20 protein-coding genes are annotated in these 22,000 nt (G+C 65.8%); 4 read left to right on the forward strand and 16 right to left on the reverse strand.

The window, feature by feature from the left end; translation table 11 throughout:
* Positions 1 to 90: 90 nt before the first annotated feature.
* The 9 genes from AC3CD9_RS09985 to AC3CD9_RS10025 form a co-directional block, all read right to left on the reverse strand.
* The gene (locus AC3CD9_RS09985; protein WP_488367476.1) at positions 91 to 654 is read right to left on the reverse strand and encodes an NUDIX domain-containing protein; all 564 of its coding nucleotides are present in this window, start codon (positions 652 to 654) and stop codon (positions 91 to 93) included.
* Positions 632 to 1,711 carry a tRNA (adenosine(37)-N6)-threonylcarbamoyltransferase complex transferase subunit TsaD gene (gene tsaD, locus AC3CD9_RS09990; protein WP_488363725.1) on the reverse strand — a complete coding sequence of 360 codons (1,080 nt, stop codon included), beginning with the start codon at positions 1,709 to 1,711 and terminating at the stop codon, positions 632 to 634. Before tsaD ends, AC3CD9_RS09985 begins: the two co-directional genes overlap by 23 nt.
* Positions 1,708 to 2,283, reverse strand: a complete 576-nt coding sequence (locus AC3CD9_RS09995) for an SRPBCC family protein (protein ID WP_488363726.1) — start codon at positions 2,281 to 2,283, stop codon at positions 1,708 to 1,710. Before AC3CD9_RS09995 ends, tsaD begins: the two co-directional genes overlap by 4 nt.
* Positions 2,280 to 3,227: an aldo/keto reductase gene (locus AC3CD9_RS10000; protein ID WP_488363727.1), complete on the reverse strand. Its 948-nt coding sequence runs from the start codon at positions 3,225 to 3,227 to the stop codon at positions 2,280 to 2,282. The genes AC3CD9_RS09995 and AC3CD9_RS10000 overlap by 4 nt, the downstream gene beginning before the upstream one ends.
* 95 nt (positions 3,228 to 3,322) lie before the next feature.
* The gene (locus AC3CD9_RS10005) at positions 3,323 to 5,632 is read right to left on the reverse strand and encodes an HtaA domain-containing protein (protein WP_488363728.1); all 2,310 of its coding nucleotides are present in this window, start codon (positions 5,630 to 5,632) and stop codon (positions 3,323 to 3,325) included.
* A 47-nt stretch (positions 5,633 to 5,679) separates the two neighbouring features.
* Positions 5,680 to 7,101, reverse strand: a complete 1,422-nt coding sequence (locus AC3CD9_RS10010) for a hypothetical protein (RefSeq protein WP_488363729.1) — start codon at positions 7,099 to 7,101, stop codon at positions 5,680 to 5,682.
* Positions 7,102 to 7,104: 3 nt separating this feature from the next.
* Entirely contained in the window at positions 7,105 to 7,950 is an 846-nt protein-coding gene (locus AC3CD9_RS10015; RefSeq protein ID WP_488363730.1) for a heme ABC transporter ATP-binding protein, read from the reverse strand.
* Positions 7,947 to 9,122 (reverse strand): FecCD family ABC transporter permease, encoded by a 1,176-nt coding sequence (locus AC3CD9_RS10020; protein WP_488363731.1) that lies wholly within the window; start codon positions 9,120 to 9,122, stop codon positions 7,947 to 7,949. The genes AC3CD9_RS10015 and AC3CD9_RS10020 overlap by 4 nt, the downstream gene beginning before the upstream one ends.
* A complete protein-coding gene (locus tag AC3CD9_RS10025) occupies positions 9,119 to 10,354 on the reverse strand; it encodes a heme/hemin ABC transporter substrate-binding protein (protein WP_488363732.1) in 1,236 nt (411 codons plus the stop codon). The genes AC3CD9_RS10020 and AC3CD9_RS10025 overlap by 4 nt, the downstream gene beginning before the upstream one ends.
* 238 nt (positions 10,355 to 10,592) lie before the next feature.
* On the opposite strand from AC3CD9_RS10025, the gene AC3CD9_RS10030 reads away from it, so the two are divergent.
* Positions 10,593 to 13,073, forward strand: coding sequence for an LPXTG cell wall anchor domain-containing protein (locus AC3CD9_RS10030; protein WP_488363733.1), 2,481 nt, complete (start codon positions 10,593 to 10,595; stop codon positions 13,071 to 13,073).
* Between the two features lie 143 nt (positions 13,074 to 13,216).
* Positions 13,217 to 13,855 carry a biliverdin-producing heme oxygenase gene (locus AC3CD9_RS10035; protein ID WP_488363734.1) on the forward strand — a complete coding sequence of 213 codons (639 nt, stop codon included), beginning with the start codon at positions 13,217 to 13,219 and terminating at the stop codon, positions 13,853 to 13,855.
* 18 nt (positions 13,856 to 13,873) lie between these two features.
* On the opposite strand, the gene AC3CD9_RS10040 is transcribed toward AC3CD9_RS10035, so the two are convergent.
* Genes AC3CD9_RS10040 through alr form a run of 4 tightly spaced genes read right to left on the reverse strand, consistent with a single transcriptional unit; the run spans position 13,874 to position 16,978 of the window.
* On the reverse strand, positions 13,874 to 14,434 hold the full coding sequence (locus AC3CD9_RS10040) for a GNAT family N-acetyltransferase (protein WP_488363735.1): 561 nt from the start codon (positions 14,432 to 14,434) through the stop codon (positions 13,874 to 13,876).
* On the reverse strand, positions 14,431 to 15,165 hold the full coding sequence (gene tsaB / locus AC3CD9_RS10045; protein ID WP_488363736.1) for a tRNA (adenosine(37)-N6)-threonylcarbamoyltransferase complex dimerization subunit type 1 TsaB: 735 nt from the start codon (positions 15,163 to 15,165) through the stop codon (positions 14,431 to 14,433). Before tsaB ends, AC3CD9_RS10040 begins: the two co-directional genes overlap by 4 nt.
* Entirely contained in the window at positions 15,162 to 15,767 is a 606-nt protein-coding gene (gene tsaE, locus AC3CD9_RS10050; RefSeq protein WP_488363737.1) for a tRNA (adenosine(37)-N6)-threonylcarbamoyltransferase complex ATPase subunit type 1 TsaE, read from the reverse strand. The genes tsaB and tsaE overlap by 4 nt, the downstream gene beginning before the upstream one ends.
* Positions 15,764 to 16,978, reverse strand: coding sequence for an alanine racemase (gene alr / locus AC3CD9_RS10055; RefSeq protein WP_488363738.1), 1,215 nt, complete (start codon positions 16,976 to 16,978; stop codon positions 15,764 to 15,766). Before alr ends, tsaE begins: the two co-directional genes overlap by 4 nt.
* 152 nt (positions 16,979 to 17,130) lie before the next feature.
* Here alr and AC3CD9_RS10060 point away from each other — a divergent pair, with 152 nt between their 5' ends.
* Positions 17,131 to 17,808: a hypothetical protein gene (locus AC3CD9_RS10060; protein ID WP_488363739.1), complete on the forward strand. Its 678-nt coding sequence runs from the start codon at positions 17,131 to 17,133 to the stop codon at positions 17,806 to 17,808.
* Positions 17,809 to 17,823: 15 nt separating this feature from the next.
* On the opposite strand, the gene AC3CD9_RS10065 is transcribed toward AC3CD9_RS10060, so the two are convergent.
* A complete protein-coding gene (locus tag AC3CD9_RS10065) occupies positions 17,824 to 19,353 on the reverse strand; it encodes a bifunctional ADP-dependent NAD(P)H-hydrate dehydratase/NAD(P)H-hydrate epimerase (RefSeq protein WP_488363740.1) in 1,530 nt (509 codons plus the stop codon).
* Between the two features lie 106 nt (positions 19,354 to 19,459).
* The gene (locus AC3CD9_RS10070) at positions 19,460 to 20,782 is read right to left on the reverse strand and encodes a M20 metallopeptidase family protein (protein WP_488363741.1); all 1,323 of its coding nucleotides are present in this window, start codon (positions 20,780 to 20,782) and stop codon (positions 19,460 to 19,462) included.
* Between the two features lie 114 nt (positions 20,783 to 20,896).
* Here AC3CD9_RS10070 and AC3CD9_RS10075 point away from each other — a divergent pair, with 114 nt between their 5' ends.
* Positions 20,897 to 21,421: a GNAT family N-acetyltransferase gene (locus AC3CD9_RS10075; protein WP_488363742.1), complete on the forward strand. Its 525-nt coding sequence runs from the start codon at positions 20,897 to 20,899 to the stop codon at positions 21,419 to 21,421.
* A 76-nt stretch (positions 21,422 to 21,497) separates the two neighbouring features.
* On the opposite strand, the gene AC3CD9_RS10080 is transcribed toward AC3CD9_RS10075, so the two are convergent.
* Positions 21,498 to 21,968, reverse strand: coding sequence for a holo-ACP synthase (locus AC3CD9_RS10080; protein WP_488363743.1), 471 nt, complete (start codon positions 21,966 to 21,968; stop codon positions 21,498 to 21,500).
* Between the last annotated feature and the right edge of the window lie 32 nt (positions 21,969 to 22,000).

The following is a 22,000-nucleotide window of genomic DNA, read 5'->3' on the forward strand; positions in this document are numbered from 1 at the left end:
CGTTTCGCCGAGAAACGGGTGGAACGTCGAAACACGTGCGTGCACACGCGTTTCTCGACGCTCAGCCCGTTTCTCGCGAGCGAGCCGAACTCACAGGTGAGGTCGGAGCAGCTCCAAGAGCGTCGGCAGTGCGGAGGCGACTCCCGGATGCAGTTCGTAGTCGTTGAGCTCGTCCAACGGCACCCACGACAGCTGGATGCTCTCGGGGTCGTTGATGACAGCGTCGAAGCGGCGCAGGGTCTTCGCGATCACCGTCGTGTACGACCAGGTGTCCAGGTCGAGGACGTGCGTCTCGAGGATCTCGATGCCCGATCCGTCCTGGTCAGGCACCCCGGCTTCTTCCCAGGACTCCCGGACCGCAGCCTCGACCGCCGACTCGCCCATATCGCGGGCGCCGCCGGGGAATCCCCAGGTCCCGCCTTCGACCGACCACAGCGCCCGGTGCTGCATGAGCACCCCGCGCTCGGGATCGACGAGCATGAGCCCCGCGGCCCCGTTGAGACCCCAATGCTTCTTCCCATCGGACCCGTACGTCCACCCATCACCCGATCGCCGAGGCGGCCGACCGGCAGGCAGGCGCGTTGACTTCGCCGCCTGTGCGTTCCGTTCGGCGACGCTGTTCGGGTCGTTCTCAGACGAGGACATGATCGACATCCAAAGAGGAGACGGCGGCGAAGGACAGGTCACTCGGTCCGATTCCGCGGGAGACGAGCTCCGCACCGAGAGCTGCGACCATGGCTCCATTGTCCGTGCACAGTGTCAAGGGCGGCACGCGCAGAGTCACGCCCGCCTCGGCGCAACGGTCTGCCAATACTTCACGCAGGTGCGAGTTCGCAGCCACTCCCCCACCGAGGACGACATGGTTGATGCCGGTGTCGGCCGCAGCGAGCAGAGTCTTGGTCACGAGCACGTCGACGACAGCGTCTTCGAACCCGGCGGCGATATCGGCCACCCGCAGGTCCGCGCCCAGAGTCTCGGCCTTCGTCACCTCACGCAGGGCTGCGGTCTTCAGCCCGGAGAACGAGAAGGTATACCGACGTTCGGGGTCGCGCAGGTCCTGCTTCTTCGCGAGTCCGCGTGGGAATCTCACTGCCTTCCGGTCCCCGGGGATCCCGGTGCCGTCGAGCAGGCCGAGAGCAGCCTTCGAGATGTTCGGTCCGCCGGGGTAGTTGAGTCCCAGCAGACGCGCGGTCTTGTCGAAGGCCTCACCTGCGGCATCGTCGATGGTGGCGCCGAGGAGTTCGATGTCCTCGACGACGTCGCCGATGCGCAGAATCTCGGTGTGCCCACCGGAAACGAGCAGGGCGATGGTCGGAGTGGTCAAACCGTCGACATCCTCGGCGACGAGGTCGACGGCCACGTGCGCGGCCAGATGGTTCACTCCGTAGAGCGGTTTGCCCAGTGCCACGGCAAGCCCTTTGGCCGCGCCGACTCCGACCATGAGTGCACCGGAGAGCCCCGGCCCCGCGGTCACGGCGACGGCGTCGATATCGGACAGCTCCACCTCGGCGGTCTCACAGGCAGAGGCGATGGCCGGGCCGATGGCCTGCACATGAGCGCGGGAGGCGACTTCGGGCACGACCCCACCGAAGCGCACATGTTCGTCCATCGACGAGGACACGGTGTTCGTCAGCAGCGTGCGGCCGCGGACGATACCGACCCCGGTTTCGTCGCACGAGGATTCGATGCCAAGCACGAGTGGGTCGCTCATGATCCGTCCTCCGGGGCGTCGGCAGACTCCGCGGCTTCGAGGTCAAGATCGGAGTAGATGGCCACGAGTTCGGGTTCGGTCACCTCGGCGATGTCCATACCGAGGGTGCGGGCGAAGAGGCGCAGATGCGTGTCCCACATCGGCCCCACCTCGGCGGCCTGAGCGCGGGCGGTCTCTGCATCAGGAGCGGTATGGGTGAACACGAGCAGGGTCTCCTGACCGGTCTCCCCCTCGATCGGCAGCACGCGGATGCCGAGCACTCCGAAGTCGTCGAGTTCGAGCAGCACGTGATCGAAGTCCTCACAGCTGAGGACAGATCCATTCAGATCGATGTCCTCGAGCGCGAACGTGATCGGCCGGGCTGCGGATCCGTCCGAATCACCTTCGTCAGCCGTACCGGACTCCTCTGCCCCGGTTTCCTCGCCGAGGCGGAACGGCGCGAACCAGGCCCGTGCACTCTCGGCATCGGTCAGTGCGTTCCACACCGTTTCGACGTCACGCTCGAGGAGCACCTCGATGACGAGATCGGTGCCGTTCTCCCAGGTGACCAGGCGCGGGCTGGTCCCACTCATGCTTCCACCCAGGCGCCGTCGAGGGCCGTCTTCTCATCAGGACTCAGCTGCATCTCAGTTCCGACGAGCAGCTCGGTGAGCTGTTCGGGCACACGCGCCGAGGCGATCGTCGAGGGGATGAAATCGTGAGTGAGCTGCCACGCGATGGCCGTGGCCGTCATCGTTACTCCGTGATTGGCGGCGACATCGTGGAGGATTTCGAGGGCACCGAGGGCCTTCTGGTCGTCGACGAAATCGGCGACACGGTCACCGCGGACGCTGCCGGTGGCGTCGCCGCCGGTGTGCTTGCCGGTGAGGAACCCGGAGGCCAGTGAGTGGAACGGGAGTTCGGCGATGCCCTCAGATCGCAGGTACGCCTGCTTCTGCGGATCGACGGCGGTGCGGGAAACGAGGTTAAATCGGTCCTGGACGACTCGATAGCAGGCAAGCGAGAACTTCGTCGAGATCTTCCGGGCTTTCTGCAGTCGCTCGAGGCTGAAGTTCGATGCCCCGAGGTAGCTGACCTTGCCGGACCGGACGAGCGCGTCGAAGGTCTCGGCGACGGCGACCTGGTCGACGTCGTCATCGTCTTTGTGGGCATAGTAGACGTCGATGTGGTCAGTGCCGAGTCGGCGCAGCGAGTCGTCGACGCAGTTGCGGATGTTCGCCGGGTCGAGGCCCTGCCCCTTCGGGTGCATGCCGACCTTGGTGGCGATGACCATCTCGTCGCGGTTTCCGCGAGCCTTCATCCATTCGCCGATGATCGTTTCGGATTCTCCGCCCGAGTTCCCCTCGACCCAGGCCGAATACGCATCTGCGGTGTCGATGAAGTTTCCGCCGGCCTCGGCATAGGCGTCGAGGACAGCGAAGCTCTGATCCCGATCCGCACCCCAGCCGAAGGGGTTGCCGCCCAGCTGAAGAGGGTGAACGAAGAGATCGGTATCTGCCAATTGCACACGTGTCATACCCTCCAGACTACCCTCCGAAACATTCCGGGCAGGGCCCGGTTCACGGTGAGATCCGCCGAGAACCGAGCCCTGCTCGGTCAGGTCTCCCGCCCTCAGACGAGGTCCGAGGGATCGAGGCCGATGTGGCGGCGGATTCCCGACCGGATGCCGAACCCGGCCACGATCGCCACGGCCAACCCGGTGCCCATGACGATCCAGGCCCGGATGGGCACCTCGGAGGCGGCTCGAGCTTCCTCGGCTTCCTGGGCGAAGACTGTCTCGTCGTCGATGTCGCCGTTCTTCTCCGACTTCGTGCCGTCTGCCCCCTTGCCTGCGCCGGCGCCCGCTCCGCTGCCGGCTCCGGCTCCGCCGGCACCGGCCTGCCCGGTTCCCGGCTGACTACCGCCGCCCGCAGCGTTCTGACCGGGCGCGCCGGAGCCTGCACCTGGAGCGTAGTCTCCAGCGCCCGGCTCGTAGTCTCCGAGCGAGATGGTCATCGGCTGGGCCGGCTTGTAGGGATCCCGCGCTCCGTCGGAAGTGAACCAGTAGGAGTACTGACCTGTCTTGTGCTGGAAGTCGATGAAGTCCTGCGGGAAGGCACCCCAGTAGTCGCTGTTCTCACCGGTCTTCTCCGCCTGCGCCGAGGCGTTCTCATCAGCACCGCCGACCGCACTGCCGGACGAGCCGGACTTGCCCTTGTTGTCGTATTTCACGCCGAGGTAGTCCGGGGTGGCCGTGATGTGGCCGTCGTCGAGGAGTGCATCGACGTCGATATTCTTGAAGTTCGCCATCGTGATCGATTCGGGTTTGAGAGTGACCCACTTCGACGAGTCGAACATGTCGGCTCCGTAGCCGCTGAGGTCGGCCACGAGGCGGCCGTTCCCGCTGCTGTCGACCTCGAGCTTCGGGTCGGTCGCCGACCAGTAGGTCATCCCGCCGTAGAAGGCGACCGTGAAACTGCCCTTCCACTGCACGGAGACACCGCTGTCGGTCTCGCTGACCTCACCGTCCTTGATGGCCACCCGTGACTGGGTCCATGAGTCCTTACGCGATGTGGAGACGGCCTCACCGTCGGCATCGAGGCACCGGGAGTCCCAGGAGGCCTCCTTGAACGTCGACCCGGTCGGCTTCTGGATCGTCACGTTCCCGGACTTCGACTTGTAGAATCCGCCTCCGTCCTTAGTCGGCCAAAGTGTCGCCTCGCCGGAGTCCTTGGCCTTGCCGGCGGAGAGGAAGTTGCAGCCGCCGAAGAAAGCTCCGCCGTTGGCTTCCCGGTTCAATGACCAATACAGAGTCGCGGACCCGTCGCCGGCGCTCTTCTTGTCGTCATCGTCCTTGCCGTCATCGCCTGGCTCGCCGGGTTCCTTCGGGTTGTCGTCAGGGTTCTCGGTGTGGTCGCCGTCGTCGGGGTCGTCGACCGGTTGGGAATAGGTGACCTCGAGTTCATTGGTCGTCTTCCGCGGCTGGATCGAGGTCTTCGCCCCAGCTGTGGTGTACCAGTAGGAATCCTGGCCCGTCTCCAGGTTGAAGTCGATCCAGTCCTGCGGCATCGCACCCCACCAGGACTTGTTCTCCGCGGTCTTCGGGGTCTGCAGATTGCGTCCGTCTGCACCCGTCTTGACTCCGAGGAAGTCCGGAGTGAATTCGAACCCCTTGTCGGAGATGTCGACCGAACCGTTCTGGAGTTCGACGATCGTGCCGTCGCGAGCCTTGAGCTTCTTCCAGATGCTCAGATCGTCCATGTCCGCGCCGAAGCCGGAGTACGTTCCGGTGATGGTTCCCTTGCCGTTCTCGACCTCGAGCTTCGGGTCTGAGATCGTCCAGTAGGTCATCCCGCCGTAATAGGCGAAGGTCCAGGAACCTTTCCACTGGATCGAGGCACTGTTCGTCTCCGGGTCGACGGTTCCCTTACCGTTGGTGATCCTCACAGAATCGCCGGTGTGGTTGTTCTCTGCCTCGGCGTTGACCTTGCCGTTGACCAGCGCGCCGTCCCCGGTTTCACAGCGCGACTGGAACGTCGAGTACTTTCCGTTCTCCTTGACGATGGAGACGTTGCCGTCGGTGAAGTTCCCATCCTTGTTCGTCTTGAACAGAGTGCCGGCGTCCTTGTCCGTCCAGATGCGTGCCATTCCCGAATCCCCGGCCTCACCTGCGGCCAGGTAGTTGCATCCGCCGAAGTAGGATCCGCCGGTGGATTCGTCATTGACCGACCAGTTGAATACCGCGTCATCGATATCCTGCTTGCCCGAGTCGGTCGCTTCGTCCTCAGGCGAAGTCGTCGAGGCGGCTCCCGGCACCGAATACGGCGCGGTCACCGCCTGCGCCGGTCCGGTGAGCCCGAAACCGAGCAGCCCCAGGGCAGCGATCCCTGCCGCGGTGCGTGTGAGAATCCGACCCCTGCGGGTGGAGGTGTGAGTGTGCATCGTCGTTCCTCGTCCGTTCTCGTCCCGCAGGACGATCCGTTCGTGTGTCATGAGTGCGTCGTCGTGTCGTCAGAGTTGTCGGTGCCGTATGCGGCCACCCGCGTGAGGACACGCGTGTCCTTGTGATCCTCCGGGTCGGTCTCCCCCGCCGAGGCGGCTCCACCGTTCCCAGAATCTGTGCGGCTGGTGCCCGGCCCGGCGGCGATGACACTGTCGGTGTAGAAGCTCGGCGCCGAACCGACACCGTCGCCTCCGCTGCGGCTGCCCGCGGCTTTCCGGTCCTCGTCCTCGAAGAAGGCGATGACCTGCGGAGGGAGTTTCCCGTTGCCGGGACCGAGGCTCTGGTGGTTCGCGTGCGCCACGGCACGCTCGGAGCCGCGTTCGAGCTTGGCCAGCTGCAGCTTCTTCTTCCGCTGCATCGCAAGCCGCCGTTTGGCCAGCTTGTGCTGGGTCCGAATCCGTTTCCGCTCGCGTCGGTCGCGTTCCTTCTCCATCGCCGCCGGGCTGACTCCCAGCAGCAGACTCTTGACCGCGAGGTAGCCGCCGATGCCGAACCCGAGACCGATCGCGATGATCGACCCGAGCACGAGCACTCCGGCGAGGATGGCGAAGAAGATCAGCCATGATGTGCTCATCGGCGGTTCGCTGGCCACCGGTGCCACATTCGGATTCTGTGCAGGGTCAACGGTCTGGGTGTCCCCTCCGCCGGAGTTGCCGCTGCCGGAGCTCGCTTCCGCTCCGCCTCCATCGTCACCGGAACCAGCGCTTGATTCGTCGCTCTTCTCATCGCCGGAGGACTTCTCAGTCTTCTCACCCTTCTCGCTCTTCTCGTCTTTCTCGGCGTCCTTGCCTGCGGCGGCACCGGAGGCAGAGAAGTCGACGGGAGTGAAGGATTCGTTGTTCGCGTTGTCGACACCGTGGGCGCCGATCGTGATGATGCCGCACTGGACCTCGCCGCAGTCGACTTCGGTCTCGTTCTGCGACCGGTCATAGGTCGTGAATTTCTCACCGGGGACCTTGATGGTTCCGCTCCAGGTCCCGTTCGCCGCGACTTCGCCGCCGTTGGCGGCATACGCTGTGCTCGATCCGGGAAAGGTCACGAAAAGCTGGTAGCCGGCCGGTTTGGTCTCGTCGTCATAGACGTAGCGGTAGTTCGACCCAGTCACTCCGCCCTTGCTCGGGCGCCATCCGCCGGAGGCATCGTCGACCCAGCCGAAGAGGACGTAGATGCCACCGAATCCGCCTTCGACGGATTGGAAACCGGACCCGGAGAGTTTGAGCGTCGACTCACCGTCGGCCTTCGGAGTGCCGGACACGGACACCTTCGGGGCCGCCTCGGCGGGGGTCGGATTGAGCATCGTCGTCGTCACGCCCACGGCGACGGCCAAGAGCGCGGAGATCGTGATGAGCGCGAGGATCCGCTTCACCGGCACCGAGGCGATGGTCCGGTGGAGTGCAGTCGTCAACATGGGTCAGTCTTCCTTTCGGCCGGCGCGCACGGGCACGACCAACGGTGCTCCGGTGTTGGGGTCGGCCACGATGGATACGGGATAGTCGTAGACGTCGCTGATGCGGTCGGCGGTGAGCACCTCGGCGGGTGGACCGTCGGCGATGATCGAGCCGTCGGAGATCATCGCGATCCGGTCGGCGTAGGCACCGGCGAGATCGAGGTTGTGGACGATGATGACCACGGCGCCTCCGGTCGAGGCATAGTCGCGCGCCTGCTGGAGGACGAGCTCCTGGTGGCGGATGTCCATCGGTGCGGTCGGCTCGTCGAGGAGCAGCGCCGGGGTCGCCTGCGCAAGCACCCGGGCCAGCGCGACCCGGGCCTTCTCGCCCCCGGACAGGGAGGTGAACTTCCGGGCCGCGAACTGCACGGTCTCCGTCCGCGACATCGATCCGGCGACGATGAGGTCGTCGTGCTGGGATTCACGCATGCCCGCCCACGGGGACCGGCCCATTTCGACGACCTCGAGGACGGTGAATGGGAATGCCATCCCGATGTCCTGGAGGAGGACCGCTCGACGCATCGCCAGTTCGCGGGTCGACCAGGAGTACTCCACTTCGTCGTCGATGAACACCTTCCCGGCGTCGAGCTCGACGTCGGCGGTGATGACATTGACCAGGGTCGATTTGCCGGCGCCGTTGGGGCCGACGATGGCAAGCACCTCCCCGCATCGGATGTCGAGGTCGATGCCGGCGAGGATGGTGCGTTCGCCGAAACTGACCTCGGCTCCGCGCACGGAGATGATCGGCTTGCCGGCGACGGGGAATCCCGGGCGGCGGACTGCTGACCTGCCCACGGTGATGATGCTCATGCCCAACCTCCGGATTCCTTGCGGCTGCGTCTGATGAGGTAGAAGAAGAACGGCCCGCCGACCAGCGAGGTGAGCATGCCGATCGGCAGATCGGCGAACTCGACGAGGGTGCGAGCGGCAAGATCGGCGATCGAGAGCAGCACGGCCCCGCCGAGTACGCTGGCCGGCAGCAGGAGCCGGTGCCCGGGGCCGATGATCATGCGGATGATGTGTGGGACGACGAGGCCGACGAAGGCGATGATCCCGCAGAAGGCCACGGCTGCGGAGACGAGCAGGGCGACGACGGCCATGACGATGATGCGCAGCCGCTCGACATTGATGCCGACGTGGCGTGCGCTCTTCTCCCCCAGCGACAGGATGTCGAGTCCCGGCGCGAGAGTCTGAGCGATGATGATCCCGAAGACGATGAGCGGGAGGATCAGCCCGACCTGGGACCACAGGCTGCCGTTGAAGCTGCCCATCTGCCAGAACACGATCTGTTCCCGCGCCGAGGTGGGAGCAGCGAAGGTGATGTACGCGATCGCGGCCCCGGCGATGGCATTCACCGCGACACCCGTGAGCACGAGGGTGATCACCTCTGTCCGCCCTCCCGAGCGGGAGACCGCGTAGACGATGAAGGTCGTGATCAGGCCGCTGACGAAGGCGAAGGTCGGGGTGGTGAAGGCACCGAGGAAGGACCAGCCGAAGAGGATCGAGGCACTGGCGCCGACCGCGGCACCCGAGGAGACTCCGACGACGCCGGGTTCGGCCAGCGGGTTGCCGAAGACGCCCTGCATCATGGCTCCTGCCACGGCGAGAGCGGCACCGACGAGGACGGTCATGACCACGCGGGGGAAGCGCACCTGCCACAGTGCTTCCTCACCGAAATCGTGGCTCGGTCCCGGCAGCCAGTCGAGTCCGACTTTGCCCAGCAGTGAGCCGATGACCTCGAGCGGCGGGATGAAGAGCTGACCGATTGCGGCAGAGAGCACGCATGCGGCGATGAGGGCGATGGTGAGGACGAGGAACAGGGTTCCCGCTCTGGCGGTGCGCTGGCCGCGGATGCGTCCGAGGTCGAGGCCGCCGTCCTCGCGGACGGCTTCGATACGGCTCGTCGGGTCGGGGCGGTTCGACGGGTCGGTGCGGCGGGATCGGCGCAGCGAGGTGTCCCGAATCTCGGTGGACTCACTCATGCCGCATCCTCTTCCAGTTCCTCATTGATCTCTTTCAGACGCTTCTCGATGGACTTCGGCGGATGGTCCGGGTGATAGGCGAGCTCGGGCGCGTAGATCGCGGTGCCGAGAGCCGCGAGCACCTGCGCCGAACGCGGGCCGAAGCTCATCACTTCGTAGTCGCTCATATCGACGAGCCGTCGATTCTTCCCTGCCGGAGTCTGTTTGATGCCGGGCAGTTCGAGAGCCTTGTCGATGCCTCCCACCGAGGCGAGCCCCAGGGTCATGACGATGATGACGTCGGGGGCTGCCTTGATGAGTGCTTCTGAATTCGTCGGCGACATGCCTTCGAATCCGACCTCGGCGGCGACATCCCGGGCGGAGACGGATTGGATGAGCGAATCCGCGCCGGAGCCAACGCCGAACCAGTAGTAGATGTTGCCGCGCAGATAGAGGAAGACCGTCCGCGGGCGATCGGCGGGATCCTCGGGAGCGAGCTTCGCAACGGCTTTCTGCGTGTCGTTGATCTCGCGGACAGTGCGTTCGGCGAGCTTGTCACCGAGTTCGGGCACACCGAGAGCATCCGCGACCTCCCGGATCTGCGGTCCCGCGGAGCGCACGCCGTCAGAATACGACGATGAGATGAAGATGACGGGAATGCCGGCATTGCGCAGCTGCAGCTGCGCGTCGTAGGGGCCGATGGTCGTGTCGGTGAGGACGACGTCGGGCGAGAGCGCGAGCACCGCCTCGGCGTTGATCTCATGTCCGCCTTGAGTGATCAGCGGCAGCTGCTCGGCACCGGGAACGAGCTGAGTGAAGTCAGTGGCGATGTCGCGGCCGACGAGGTTGCAGCCGAGTCCGAGACCGACCACGGCGGCGGCGATCCCGCCGTTCTGGTTCATTGCGAGGATTCGGTCGGTCTTCTTCACCGTCTGGTCGGGACCGTCATTGCTCTTCACCGTCACCGGCAGGTTCGCTTCGTGCGCGGCGGTGTCGGAGACCGGCGGAATCTCGCCGGCCTGCGTATACGCAGTCGTCTGCCCCGTGATCTCCGTCGGGTCGGGCAGAGCCTTCCGGTCGACATCGGGAACGTCGGGCAGATTCGGCGTCGACCGGGCGGGAGGCTGCTGACATGCGGCCTCACCTTGGGCGTTGATCGAACCGATGTTGTGGATCCCGTTGTTCCACAGCAGGACCGCCAGCACCAGACCGCCGGCGAGCCACGCGGTCCGGCGGAACGATCGACGGCGCACAGTCCTACGCAAAGACCACTTCTGCATGAGTTACTCGAACATCCCTGAAAGTCATTTAGTTAAGGCAAGGCTACCCATTCATAAGTAAGGCTAACCTTGGCTTTTTACGATATGTCTGTGTAGTCTATTTATCGTTCAGCGAATCCACAACTTCTGCTGATGATGAATCCAGGATCTTTTCCGAGGCCTGGCACCACGCGGTCTTCGCCGTGTGCGACGTTGAAAATGAGGAGAATCTATGACGCACAAGAGTGCGCGCGCACGTGCCGCGAAGGCACGACGCTTGACTTCGCCGCTGGCGGCCGGAGCGGCGATTGCAGCCGCCACCGGACTGCTGGGGATGGGCATGAGCGCCCCGGCATTCGGAGCGGTCGACAAGACCGTTGACGATGCTGTGTTCAGCTGGTCGGTCAACAACGAGTCCACCGGCGGCGCCTACTTCGGCGGGTGCAACTTCCTCGCAGCGGGTGAAGCCGGAGACACGGGCATGGCTCGCATCTGGACCGCCAAGGACGCAGGATCGATCTATTCCGTCGATGACGCGGGGAAGTTCACCGATGGGAACACCTCGATCGTCAAGACGAACGGCGAACTGTCGGACTTCGACAGCCGCTGCACCGATGGTGAGGGCAACAAGGTCAACGGCAAGATCAACGCCGAAGCGCCGAACAACCACACAGGTGACCACGTAGAGATCAAGAACGGCACCGGAACGGTCGATCCCGACAACGACAATGCCTCCATCCAGTGGGAGGGCTCCTGGTCGTTCGCGTACTACGGCGGAATGACCTACTGGACGATCTCGGACCCGAAGCTCGAGGTCAAGGACGGCAAGGGCACCATCACCGGAACCTACTCCGGTTACGGCGCCGATATGGACGACCTGAGCATCTGGAAGAAGCTCGATGCCCGCGACGGAGACATCGTCGAAATCCAGCAGGGCGAGGTCGATGTCACCGACTCGGGCTTCGAGTTCACCCCTGACTACCTCGGCGTGGAGACTGCCACCGACGGCCGCAACCTGCAGTCGCCGAAGTCATCTGAGAACGAGTCCTGGTGGGGCGCCATGCCGCAGGACTGGATCGACTTCAACGTCGAGACGGGTCAGGACTCCTACTGGTACACCACCGCGGGAGCGAGCACATCGATCCAGCCGCGGAAGAAGACGAATCCGCTCACTGTCGGGTACACAGCTCAGGCCCCAGCCCCCGACGTCTCGACGTCACACTCCGTGAAGTCCGCAAGCGCCGAGGACGGCCTCACCGTCAACGTCACCGGCGATGGCTACGACAATCTCCCCGATTCCAGCCTCGGCAAGCCCTCGGCGGGTGCGTATGCCGCCATCGTCGATCGTGACCTCGCCAGCAAGGACGTCACGGCCGGCAACACGACCGCTGTGCAGTACGTGATGCCGCCGCAGATCAAGGACGGCAAGATCGACGTCGATGTCACCGCAAAGACCGTCGACCTCGACGAGTCGAAGGAATACGACGTGCTGACCTGGGTCGCCCACGGCCTGCCCACCGGAGATGCCGAGCTCTATCGCGAACCCATCGAACTGACCGACGAGCAGAAGAACGCCCTGTTCCCCGGTGACGACGATGAGTCCGACAACGACAGCGAAGGCACTGACGACGGTGCGACCGACGGCGCCGAGGCCAGTGACGACGGCGCAGCCGATGCCGCCGAGGGCGAGGCCGACGGAGCTGAAGCCGGTGACGACGGTGCAGCTGACGCCGCCGAAGGCGAAGCCGACGACAAAGGTTCAGCCGATGCGGCCGAAAGCGACACCGACGGCGCCGAGTCCGACGACAATGGTTCTGCCGACGCTGCCGAAGGCAACGATGACGGCGCTGCCGACGCCGCTGAAGGAAGCGACGACGGCGCTGCCGACGCCGCCGAGGGTGAGGCCGATGATAAGGGCGCAGCTGATGCCGCCGAAGGTGACGACGACGGCTCGAAGGCCGCCGCTGACGCCGACGGCAAGGCCGACGGTTCCGACTCGGACGCCGGCGGCTCCGCCGACGGTGATGACTCCGATGGCGGCTCCGACGGAGACGAGGACAAGCCTGCCAAGCCTGTCGTCAAGGACCAGACCGTCGGCGAGGATCGACTCGTCAAGGGCACGATCGCTCCGAACGCAGAAGTGAATCTCGCCTGGACCCCCGTGGTCGAGAAGAACGCGGACAGCCAGATCAAGGCCTTCGCCGCGAAGATCCCGGCCGAGGACAACGTCACGGTGACTGCCGACGCTGAGGGCAACTTCTCCACCAAGGCACCGAGCGCGAAGGGCACGTACGCCTACTCGGCCATCGCCACGGTCGACGGTGTGCCGTCCGACCCTGCCGAGTTCACCGTCTCGGTGACCGAGGACGAGGCCGCCGATGACGACGCCGGCAGCGAAGGCAGCTCGGACGGCGGGTCAGCCGATGGTGCCGAGGCCGGTTCCGATGGTGGTTCGAGCGCATCCGAGGGTGCGGCCGACGGTTCCGAAGCAGACGCTTCCGGCTCCGACGACAGCGCAGGTTCGGATTCGGACGGTTCAGGGTCCGCAGGTTCGGGCTCCGCAGGATCGTCCACAGGAGGATCCGCCTCGGGCAGCTCCGACGGAGGAAACCTCCCGCGTACCGGTGCCGAGCTGATGACACTGCCGATCGCGATCGGTCTTCTCATCCTCGGCGCAGGTTCTGTTATGTTCTCGCGGATGCGCAAGCGCTAGACTGGCCTCAGACAAGTTCTGTAGTGAGCCAGCGAGTCCGTCCCGGTTCGGCACGAGAGTTCCGAACCGGGGCGGACTCACCCCCATAGTCCCACTATCGCGAACCGTCATTCGGATCGACGATCTCTCAACGAGGAAACATCATGTCTGAATCGTTCTCCGCTCGCCTCAAGGCCAGCACCGCCACCATCCACGACGAGGTCGAACACACCACGTTCATGATCGACCTCATGGAAGGACGGCTCGACTCGCGGGCCTACGCTCTCCTGCTCAAGCAGTACGACGTCATCTACGGCGTGCTCGAGTCGAAGTCACGGGAGTTCGCCGAGGATCCGGTCTTCGCGCCGTTCTTCGACGCCCATCTGTTCCGGGCCGACCGCATCGCCGCCGACCTGGCCGCGCTCGACGGCACCGAGTTGCCTGTCATGCCCAGTGCCACTGCCTATGCTGCGCACCTGGCGGGGCTCGAACGGGCCGAGCAGGTCATCGCCCACCACTACACGCGCTATCTCGGCGACCTCTCCGGTGGTCAGGCGATCGGCACCCTCATGGGCCGGCACTACAGTCTGCCGGCGACCTCGCTGACGATGTGGGATTTCGCCGAGCTCGGCAAGACGAAGCCGTACAAGGACGCCTACCGCCGACTCCTCGACCAGGTTGCAGCGACCGGCGGTGACGAGCAGATCGTCGTCGACGAGACGATGGAAGCGTTCCGACTCAACGGAGCGCTGCTCGTCGACCTCACCGAGGCGACCGATAACCGCGCGGTTCCCGTCGCCTAGAGCGCGACTTGAGAAGGATCAGTCGCCGATCCGCAGACGCATGAGAATTCCCGCGGCGCCCGGATAGTAATCCGGGCGCCGCCCCCATTCCTCGAACCCGAAGGATGCGTACATCCCCAGCGCCGCAGCATTGCGTTCGTCGACCTCGAGGTGGACGACCTCGGAACCACGTTCCTTCGCCCAATCGATGCCGGCCTGCAGCAGGGCACGACCGATGCCTGTGCCGCGTGCAGCCTCGGTGGTGGCGATCGTCATCACATCGGCTTCCGCACCGGCCCCCGAGATGACGATCCACCCGGCCAACTCCCCCGCCGAGGCGGTGAACTCACTGTCCGTGGCTGTGCCGTTCACATCCGTTCCCCCCGCCGAGGCGGGGGCGTCCTTTTCTGCGGACGGGAAGACCTCGTCCGAATTCCCCGCCGAGACGGTCCTGGCGGCGAGCATGACCGTGCCGTTCTGCGCCTTGACCGACCAGTAGTAGCCGAGCGTCCAGGCTGTGGGTCCGAAGATCGCCGCATCGTGGTCGGCCACCTCGGCGAGGTCCCACCAGGGAAGCTCGGCGATGGTCAGGGAGGTCATTTCAATGAGCTCTCGCGTACCGGGGTCGCTTTCGCATCGGGTTCGCGCAGGTATTCGGGGATCGGGTCGACTAGGTCTCGGCCGGCGGCGAGTTCCCGTGCCGCGGCGAAGGCAAGGTATTCGGCACGCGGATCGGTGATCGACTCAGAGGTCGACGCTCCGAGGACGTCCGGATAGAGGAGGAAGCCTCGGCCGAGCTTCTGATCGATCGTATCGAGTCGGTAGCCGTTGTCGGCGAGGACCGCGGCGACCTCGGCGGGTTTCGCCACGAACGGTCCGGCGCTCAATGTGGCGTCGGAGGAGTCGTAGACGCTGAAATAGACCTCTTTGCGGCGGGCATCCGAGGCGATGAGGACGGGGAGGCATGAATCGCTCGCGGCGGGCGACGCAACCTCCGACGCAGCCCCTGGGGAGCCTTCTGCCCTGCGGACGAACTCTTCGGCGATCGCGGCCTGGGACAGCAGTCCCTTGACGGGAATCCCGTGGGCCTGACCGACGGCGATTCCGGCGGCGATACCTACTCGCAGACCGGTGAAGGGTCCGGGTCCGATGCCGACGACGACGAGTTCGGGTTGGGCATCCTCGGCGAGCACGCTGGCGAGTGCAGGACCGATGAACTCAACGTGTCGACGTTGGTCATCGGCCTGTTCGGCGGCGATGACCGAACCGGTGTCCGTATCCACGAGGGCCACAGAGGCCGACTGCGAGGTGTCGATGGCCAGAATGATCATGATTCGTCTCCCTCATCCGCGAAGTCCTCGGCAGGCAGATCTGCAGTGGCCGGGTCGTCGACTCGCACGCCTGCCAGCGCCGAGACAGCGGCCTCAACCGCCGGCATGCGTTCGATCCATGCATCCCCGCGACCGGTGAGGTCGAGGGTGCGTCGTTCGTCCTCCACCTCGTCCTCGTCGTCCACACCGACCGAGTCGTTGCCCTCGGCGGCCTCGTCCCATACCGGGGTGATGGTGATGTCGAGGTGATCGCTGCTGAGCTGCTCGGCCAGGCCGGCTCCCCACTCGACGACCGTGATCGACTCGTCGAGCTCGGAGTCGAGGTCGAGATCTTCGAGCTCCTCCCCGTCGGCCAACCGATACGCATCGACGTGAACGAGGGCGGGTCCGCCCGAGCGCGACAGGTGTTCGCGAGCGATGACGAATGTCGGCGAGGTGATCCGCCCGGCCACATCGAGGGCTTTGCCCAGTGACTGCGTGAACGTCGTCTTCCCCGCACCGAGGTTGCCCGTGAGGATGAGCAGGTCGCCGGCGTGCAGATGGTCGGCCAGGGCCGCAGCGAACGTACGCATCTGCTCCAAGGACTCGAGATGGACCCTCATCGCCCGTCTCCCTTCCGGGCGACCCGGTCGACGCGGGCGCTGAGCTGGGTGACGATCTCGTAGCTGATCGTATTCGCCCAGGTCCCCCATTCGGCCGCACTCGGCCCACCGGGACCGAAGATGACGACCTCGTCGCCGATGGCCACCTCATCGTTGCCGGCACCGATGTCGATGATCATCTGATCCATGGCGATACGCCCGACGACGGGGTAACGACGACCCCGGATGGCCACCTCGGCGCGGTTCGATGCCGCCCGCGGCAGTCCGTCCCCGTACCCACCGGGCACGAGCGCGAACCGGGTGTCGGTCGCGGCAGTGAACGTCAGCCCGTAGGAGGCGCCGTGACCTGCGGGAATGTCCTTGAGATTGATGACGCTGGAGGTCAGCTGCATGACCGGGCGGAGCCCGAGAGCTGACGAATCCCCGTCTTCGAGCGGAGACAGACCGTAGAGAGCGAGCCCCACCCTCGCCGAGGTGCCCGGGCACGGCCCCAGAGTGAGCGCCCCCGGTGAGTTCGCGATGTGCACATCCAGGTCATCCGATTCGCCGAGGCGGCCGTCCGCGGCATCGAGCACCGCCCGAAGCTGCCCGTGGGCGGAGGAGAAGACCGCGCTCTGCGCAGCGGTCTCGGGGCGTTCGGGCTCGTCGGCGACCGCGAAGTGGCTCATGATCCCGACGATGCGGATATCGGCTCCGGCAACGTGTGTCCCGGCGTCGTCAGTGTGGCTGTCTTCGGCGTGGCGGCGCAGCCAGTCGAAGGCACGGACGAGCGCTTCCGGGGACAGACCGTTGCGGCCGAGACCGGTGTCGATCTTGAGATGGGCTCGGGCGGTGACGCCGGTGCGGCGGGCCGCCTCGGCGAGTCGGTCGAGGGCGCCGACCGTCGAAATGCCCAGTTCGATATCGGCGCGAACCGCCTCGTCGAGGTCGGTGGTCGGTCCGTAGAGCCAGGCGAGGATCTGGGCTTCGGGGCCGAGCAGGCTGCGCAGGCGAAGGGCTTCGGGGATCGTGGCCACACAGAACTCGCGCCACCCGGCCGAGAAGAGAGCAGGTGCGACGAGGTCGATGCCGTGGCCGTAGGCGTTGGCTTTGACGACGCATTTGAGGCGGGCGGGAGAGAGGCGATCGGCAAGGACGGCGGCGTTGTCGCACAGGGCCGCCTCGTCGATCTCGGCCCGCACGAGAGCCTCGGGGATGTCGAAAGATGTCACTGGATAAGACTACCGCCGACCCGCGCCGACCAGCACCTTCGTTACGCTGATCCCCCGCGACATTCGGCTCTGGCGCCGGTGTCGCAGGCGCAGCCGACGAGGTGTTCGGCGAAGACCGGCTCGAGTAGCCATTCGATGAAGAAGGAGACATCATGCACACCACACCAGCCCGTATCCTCGCAATGGTGGTCGCGTCTGCCCTGTTTGCGACAGGCCTCACCGTGATCGGACAGACCGGTCCCGCCGAGGCGGCCGCGAAGTACTGCACCGGCGTCGAGGCGAACAGCTCGGTCACGGCCGCGAAGGCCATCGAGGTCAAACAGCGGTCGACGATCACCGCCGATATCTACCTGTGCAAGAAATCCGGCGACCGGTACGTCCGCGACAGCGGCCCGTTCAAGGCCCGCCTCGGCTTTAACGGCATCACCTCGAACAAACGGGAAGGCGACGGCAAGACCCCGAAGGGTGTGTTCTGGATGCGCGACGGCTTCGGCACCTCAGCGAATCCCGGGCTGGGCAAGCCGTGGACGAAGGTCACCCGCGATCATGTCTGGGTCGACGGTGACGCGACGAAGGCCGAGGGCTACAACACGATGCAGCGGAAGTCCGAAGGGTACGAGGGCGAATCCCTCTACCAGCCGAAGCCGTACAAGTATGCCCAGGTCATCGGCTACAACGAGGCTCGCACACCGGGGAAGGGATCGGCGATCTTCCTGCATGCGAACACGGAGTCGATGAAGACCGCCGGCTGTGTGTCGATGTACGAGTCCAGTCTCGTCAAGGCGATGAAGTGGGAGGGCTCGACGAAGACGCAGATCCTCATCCACTGAGGTGGGTGAGCAGATTCAGTCGGTGCCGTGGATGAGTTCACCGACCACCTCGGCGAGGACATCGGCGAACCCGGACGCGGTCACCGCGCGCCGGCCGGCCTCGTTGTGCAGCAGCACTCCGAGTCCGGCCAGGCGAGCCCACTCACGGGGTGGACGCGTCCGATCCTCGCTGTCGTAGCGGCCATGGGCGGCGGTGATCGCCGCGAGCGTGCCGAGGACCCCGGCGAGCACGTCCCCGGAGCCCGCGGTGGCGAGAGTGCCCGGCCCGGGCGTGGGCAGAACGACGTGCCCGTCGGGGGCGGCGATGACCGTGTGATGGCCCTTGAGCAGGACGATCGCGCCGGTCAGCTCCGCGGCCCGCCGAGCCCACCGCATCGGGTTCGCCCCAATCCGACCGGCCGTGATGATCTCGCCGAGGAGGCGGCTGAGCAGCCGCGCCAGCTCGGCGGCGTGCGGGGTGATGATGAGCGGGCGGTCGGCCAGCCAGGTTCCTGACATCGATTCGGCGCGGGCGATCATGTCGAGGCCGCCTGCGTCGACGACGACCGGTGTGCGGTTGCCGGCCAGCGCCTCGGCGACGCCCTGCACGAATTCGGGTTCGGGGTCGCCCGGGCCGAGGACGACGGAGTCGATGCGTCCGGAGGCGTTGACGACCTCGGGGTGGAGGCCGAGGACGTATTCGGCGACGAGCGGGGAGCCGAGGTAACGGACCATCCCGGCTCCGGTGTTCACCGCCGAGGTGGTGGTGAGCACGCCCGCGCCGGGGTAGTCCTCGGAGCCGGCGAGGACCCCGGTGACACCGCGGGAGTATTTGTGCCCGGTCTCATCGGGGCGGGGGAATCCGGAGACGAGATCATCGCGATCAAGCAGCTCCGCGGTGGCCAAGCTGGGATCGAGGCCGAGGCCGATGTCGATGACGTCGATGGTTCCAGTGAACTCGTCCACGCGCGGATCGATGAGTTCGGTCTTGAGCCCGCCGAAGGTCACAGTGTGGTCGGCGTGGAGTCGTTTCTCTGCCCCGGTGTGATTCGAGTCGAGGTCGGAGGGGACGTCGACGGCGATGAGGCGGCCGGTCCGGTGCGGGGACCAGTCGGCGATGAGTGAGGAGATGTGGTCAGGCAGTCCGCGCCGACCGCCCGTGCCGAGGATGCCGTCGAGGACGAGATCGGCTCGGGAGAGTTCGCGCAGAGCGTCGGCCCGGGCCGCATCGGCCTCGGCCGAGGTGAACGCGACGACATGCGCACCGGCGCTTCGTGCCGCGGCCAGTCCATCGTCGTGAGTGCGATCGAAGAGGGTGATGACCGTGACGGCGGCACCGCGCCTGCCCAGAGTCGCCGCGGCGAAGAGTGCGTCCCCGGCGTTGTTGCCCGGCCCGGCCAACACGCTCACCCGGGTGCCGGTGACCTGTCCGTGGTCGGCCTTCAGCATGGCGGCGGCACTGTTCGCCAGTGCTCGGGCCGCCCGGGCCATGAGCGGGATGCCGGCCTCGAGCAGCGGCTTCTCGGCCTCCCTGATGGTTTCACTCGGGTAGGCGAACACACTCATCGACTGTTCCTCTTCACAACTCTGCTCCTGATACGACGTCGCCCTGCACGGGACCTATCCCTGCACCGTATGCCGTTTCCACCGTCCAGGCCAGGGGTCGGGCGGATCAGCCCTCGGACAACTGCGCCAGCCGGCGCCCAGCCAGATGGGCGAGGAACAGAGCCTGGTCGGCGAGGCCGTCGTCGCTGTGGCGGGCGCGAGGGGAATGATTGGCTTCGCGTTCTTCGACCGGCAGATTCGGCAGGGCGACTCCGAAGTGCCCGTAGGCTCCGGGCACAGCGTCGAGCACGCGGGAGAAGTCCTCGGAACCGGGCAGCGGATTCGCCTTTCGCACGGTCCGCTCCTCACCGAAGAGGTCGGTGAAGGTGGCCAGGAAGAACTCGGCTTCGGCGTCGTCGTTGATCGTCGGGGGAAGGATCTGTTCGTACTCGACCTCGGCGGACAGACCGTGGGCGGCGACGAGGTCACGGACGAGCTCAGGGAGCTCCGCCTCGGCGCGGGAGGTCACATGTTCGGAGAAGGTGCGCACACTGACGACCAAGGTCGCGAAGTCGGGGACGACGTTGGGGGCGGTTCCGCCGTTGAACTGGCCGACGGTGACCACGAGCGGGTCGAAGATGTCGAAGCGGCGGGTGACGTATTCCTGCAGCTGGCCCACGAGCGTGGCGCCGACCTGAATGGGGTCCTTGCCGGTGGCCGGGCGGGAGGCATGCGTGCCCTTGCCGTTGACGGTGATCGTCATCTTTGAAAACGCCGCCATGTACGACCCTGGGCGGGAGCTGACGACGCCGAGGTCGGCGTCGGCGGAGACATGGATGCCGAAGGCGGCCTTGACGCGGGGGCCTGCGGCGTCGAGGACGCCTTCGTCGATCATCTTCCCGGCCCCGTCGAAGCCTTCTTCACCGGGTTGGAACATGAACACGACATCGCCGGGCAGGGAGTCGCGGTCACGGTGGAGGAGTTTGAGTGCGCCGACGAGGCCGGCCGTATGGAGGTCGTGTCCGCAGGCGTGCATCCTCCCCGAGGTGGCTGCGAAGTCGAATCCGGTCGCCTCGGTGACGGGCAGTCCATCCATATCCCCGCGCAGGAGCACGGCAGGCACGACCCCGGTCGAGTCCTCCTTGCGGGCACCGCCGCGCAGGACGACGACGATCGAGGACAGCCTCTCCCCTGTGGTGACCTCGACGTCGAGGCCCTCGATGGCGTCGAGGACGAGCTTCTGCGTCACCGGCAGGTCGAGTCCGACCTCGACGTTCTCATGCAGGGCCCGGCGCAGGGTGACTAAGCCCGGCGCGATGTCGTTCGCATCATCGGCGGTGGGCAGGTGGACCTGGGTGGCGGCCACCTCGGCGGGGGTCGGAATCGTGGGGGTGTCGGCGGTGTTTTCGGCAGCGGCGGTGTTGTCGGTGTCGTTGGGAAGTGAGCTCATGCCTTGAGTCTATTACCGTGTCTGTTGTTCCAGTCGTCAGTTGTCCCTTCCAGGTGGCTGTCGGCGGAAATCGACATCCTTCGACCCGACGACCGGTGCGGCATACTGGTGGCCATGGTCCACGATGGCGGCATCCGCACTTCGCGACTGAGACTGCGTCCGTGGAGGGTGTCGGATGCGGGGTTTCACCGCCAGCTCTGGGAGGAGCGTGACGAGCGCGTTCCCGCACGGCGGCGAATCTCGGCTGACGGCCACCCCACTCAGGTGGATCTGAAGGAGTGGATTCGCACCTACGATTCGACGCCGGAACCGGGGCTGCTCGTCGTCGACGATGTACTGACGGAGGCCCCAATGGGCTATTGCGGACTCGTCGACAACAGCGTGGGTCAGCCCGACGAACCTGAGCTGGCTTTCGAGTTCCTGCAGGAGTTCTGGGGACAGGGGTTCGCCACCGAAACCTCAAGGGTGATCATCGATCGTGCCGAGACCGTCGGATATCGGTACCTGGCTTCCACCGTCCGCGAGTGGAACACCGCTTCGTTCAGAGTACTCGGCAAGTTGGGGTTCGAATTCTCCGGGGAGCGGGAGCCTGACCCCGTACACGGGGATTCGCTTCTGCTGCGACTCTCGCTGAGGTGAGAGGGCCCGAGCTGCTGCCCGATCACATCAGGCGTCCCGATCACATGAAGCCTGAGGCGGATGAAGCAACGAAGCCCTAACTGTCAGGCAGCTCGCCCAGGCGCGCGCCCTTCCCGTACATCGAGTGGGTGAAGTGCTCCGCAGCTCCCTCGATTCCGGGGCTCAGCGACGGCCCTTCGCCCTCGGCGATGACGAAAGTCATCGTCAGGTGCGCATCATGGGTGATCGACAGGTGGATGTTCGTCCCGCCGATGGCACGGAAGTGTTCGAGGACAAGCCCGCGCAGACGGAAACTCGGCGCACCGGACCTCGCGGGGACCACCTCGGCGGACTGCCACGGCAGCCATCCGGGGAAGCCGATCGCTTTCTTCAGCGCCTCCTTCGCGGAGAACCGCGCCGCCAAAGAGGCATCCGTCCGGCGTTTGCCGTTGCGTTTGAGCTGCTCACCGGGAGTGAGCAGACGATCGAGGAGTTCGGGCACGCGTTCGATGTGCTCCGCGAAGCGCGGCACGTCGGCGATGTCAGTGCCGATCCCTAGAATCGCCACAATCGAACCTCCTCAGATACCCGACCGACTCA

The sequence above is a fragment of the Brevibacterium sp. MGP-B1 genome (assembly GCF_057766545.1).

Excerpts from the sequence above, each read along its gene's own strand:
- AC3CD9_RS09985 (WP_488367476.1), bottom strand. The coding sequence starts at position 654 with ATGTCGATCATGTCCTCGTCTGAGAACGACCCGAACAGCGTCGCCGAA.
- tsaD (WP_488363725.1), bottom strand. The coding sequence starts at position 1,711 with ATGAGCGACCCACTCGTGCTTGGCATCGAATCCTCGTGCGACGAAACC.
- AC3CD9_RS09995 (WP_488363726.1), bottom strand. The coding sequence starts at position 2,283 with ATGAGTGGGACCAGCCCGCGCCTGGTCACCTGGGAGAACGGCACCGAT.
- AC3CD9_RS10000 (WP_488363727.1), bottom strand. The coding sequence starts at position 3,227 with ATGACACGTGTGCAATTGGCAGATACCGATCTCTTCGTTCACCCTCTT.
- AC3CD9_RS10005 (WP_488363728.1), bottom strand. The coding sequence starts at position 5,632 with ATGCACACTCACACCTCCACCCGCAGGGGTCGGATTCTCACACGCACC.
- AC3CD9_RS10010 (WP_488363729.1), bottom strand. The coding sequence starts at position 7,101 with ATGTTGACGACTGCACTCCACCGGACCATCGCCTCGGTGCCGGTGAAG.
- AC3CD9_RS10015 (WP_488363730.1), bottom strand. The coding sequence starts at position 7,950 with ATGAGCATCATCACCGTGGGCAGGTCAGCAGTCCGCCGCCCGGGATTC.
- AC3CD9_RS10020 (WP_488363731.1), bottom strand. The coding sequence starts at position 9,122 with ATGAGTGAGTCCACCGAGATTCGGGACACCTCGCTGCGCCGATCCCGC.
- AC3CD9_RS10030 (WP_488363733.1), top strand. The coding sequence starts at position 10,593 with ATGACGCACAAGAGTGCGCGCGCACGTGCCGCGAAGGCACGACGCTTG.
- AC3CD9_RS10035 (WP_488363734.1), top strand. The coding sequence starts at position 13,217 with ATGTCTGAATCGTTCTCCGCTCGCCTCAAGGCCAGCACCGCCACCATC.
- AC3CD9_RS10040 (WP_488363735.1), bottom strand. The coding sequence starts at position 14,434 with ATGACCTCCCTGACCATCGCCGAGCTTCCCTGGTGGGACCTCGCCGAG.
- tsaB (WP_488363736.1), bottom strand. The coding sequence starts at position 15,165 with ATGATCATTCTGGCCATCGACACCTCGCAGTCGGCCTCTGTGGCCCTC.
- tsaE (WP_488363737.1), bottom strand. The coding sequence starts at position 15,767 with ATGAGGGTCCATCTCGAGTCCTTGGAGCAGATGCGTACGTTCGCTGCG.
- AC3CD9_RS10060 (WP_488363739.1), top strand. The coding sequence starts at position 17,131 with ATGCACACCACACCAGCCCGTATCCTCGCAATGGTGGTCGCGTCTGCC.
- AC3CD9_RS10065 (WP_488363740.1), bottom strand. The coding sequence starts at position 19,353 with ATGAGTGTGTTCGCCTACCCGAGTGAAACCATCAGGGAGGCCGAGAAG.
- AC3CD9_RS10070 (WP_488363741.1), bottom strand. The coding sequence starts at position 20,782 with ATGAGCTCACTTCCCAACGACACCGACAACACCGCCGCTGCCGAAAAC.
- AC3CD9_RS10075 (WP_488363742.1), top strand. The coding sequence starts at position 20,897 with ATGGTCCACGATGGCGGCATCCGCACTTCGCGACTGAGACTGCGTCCG.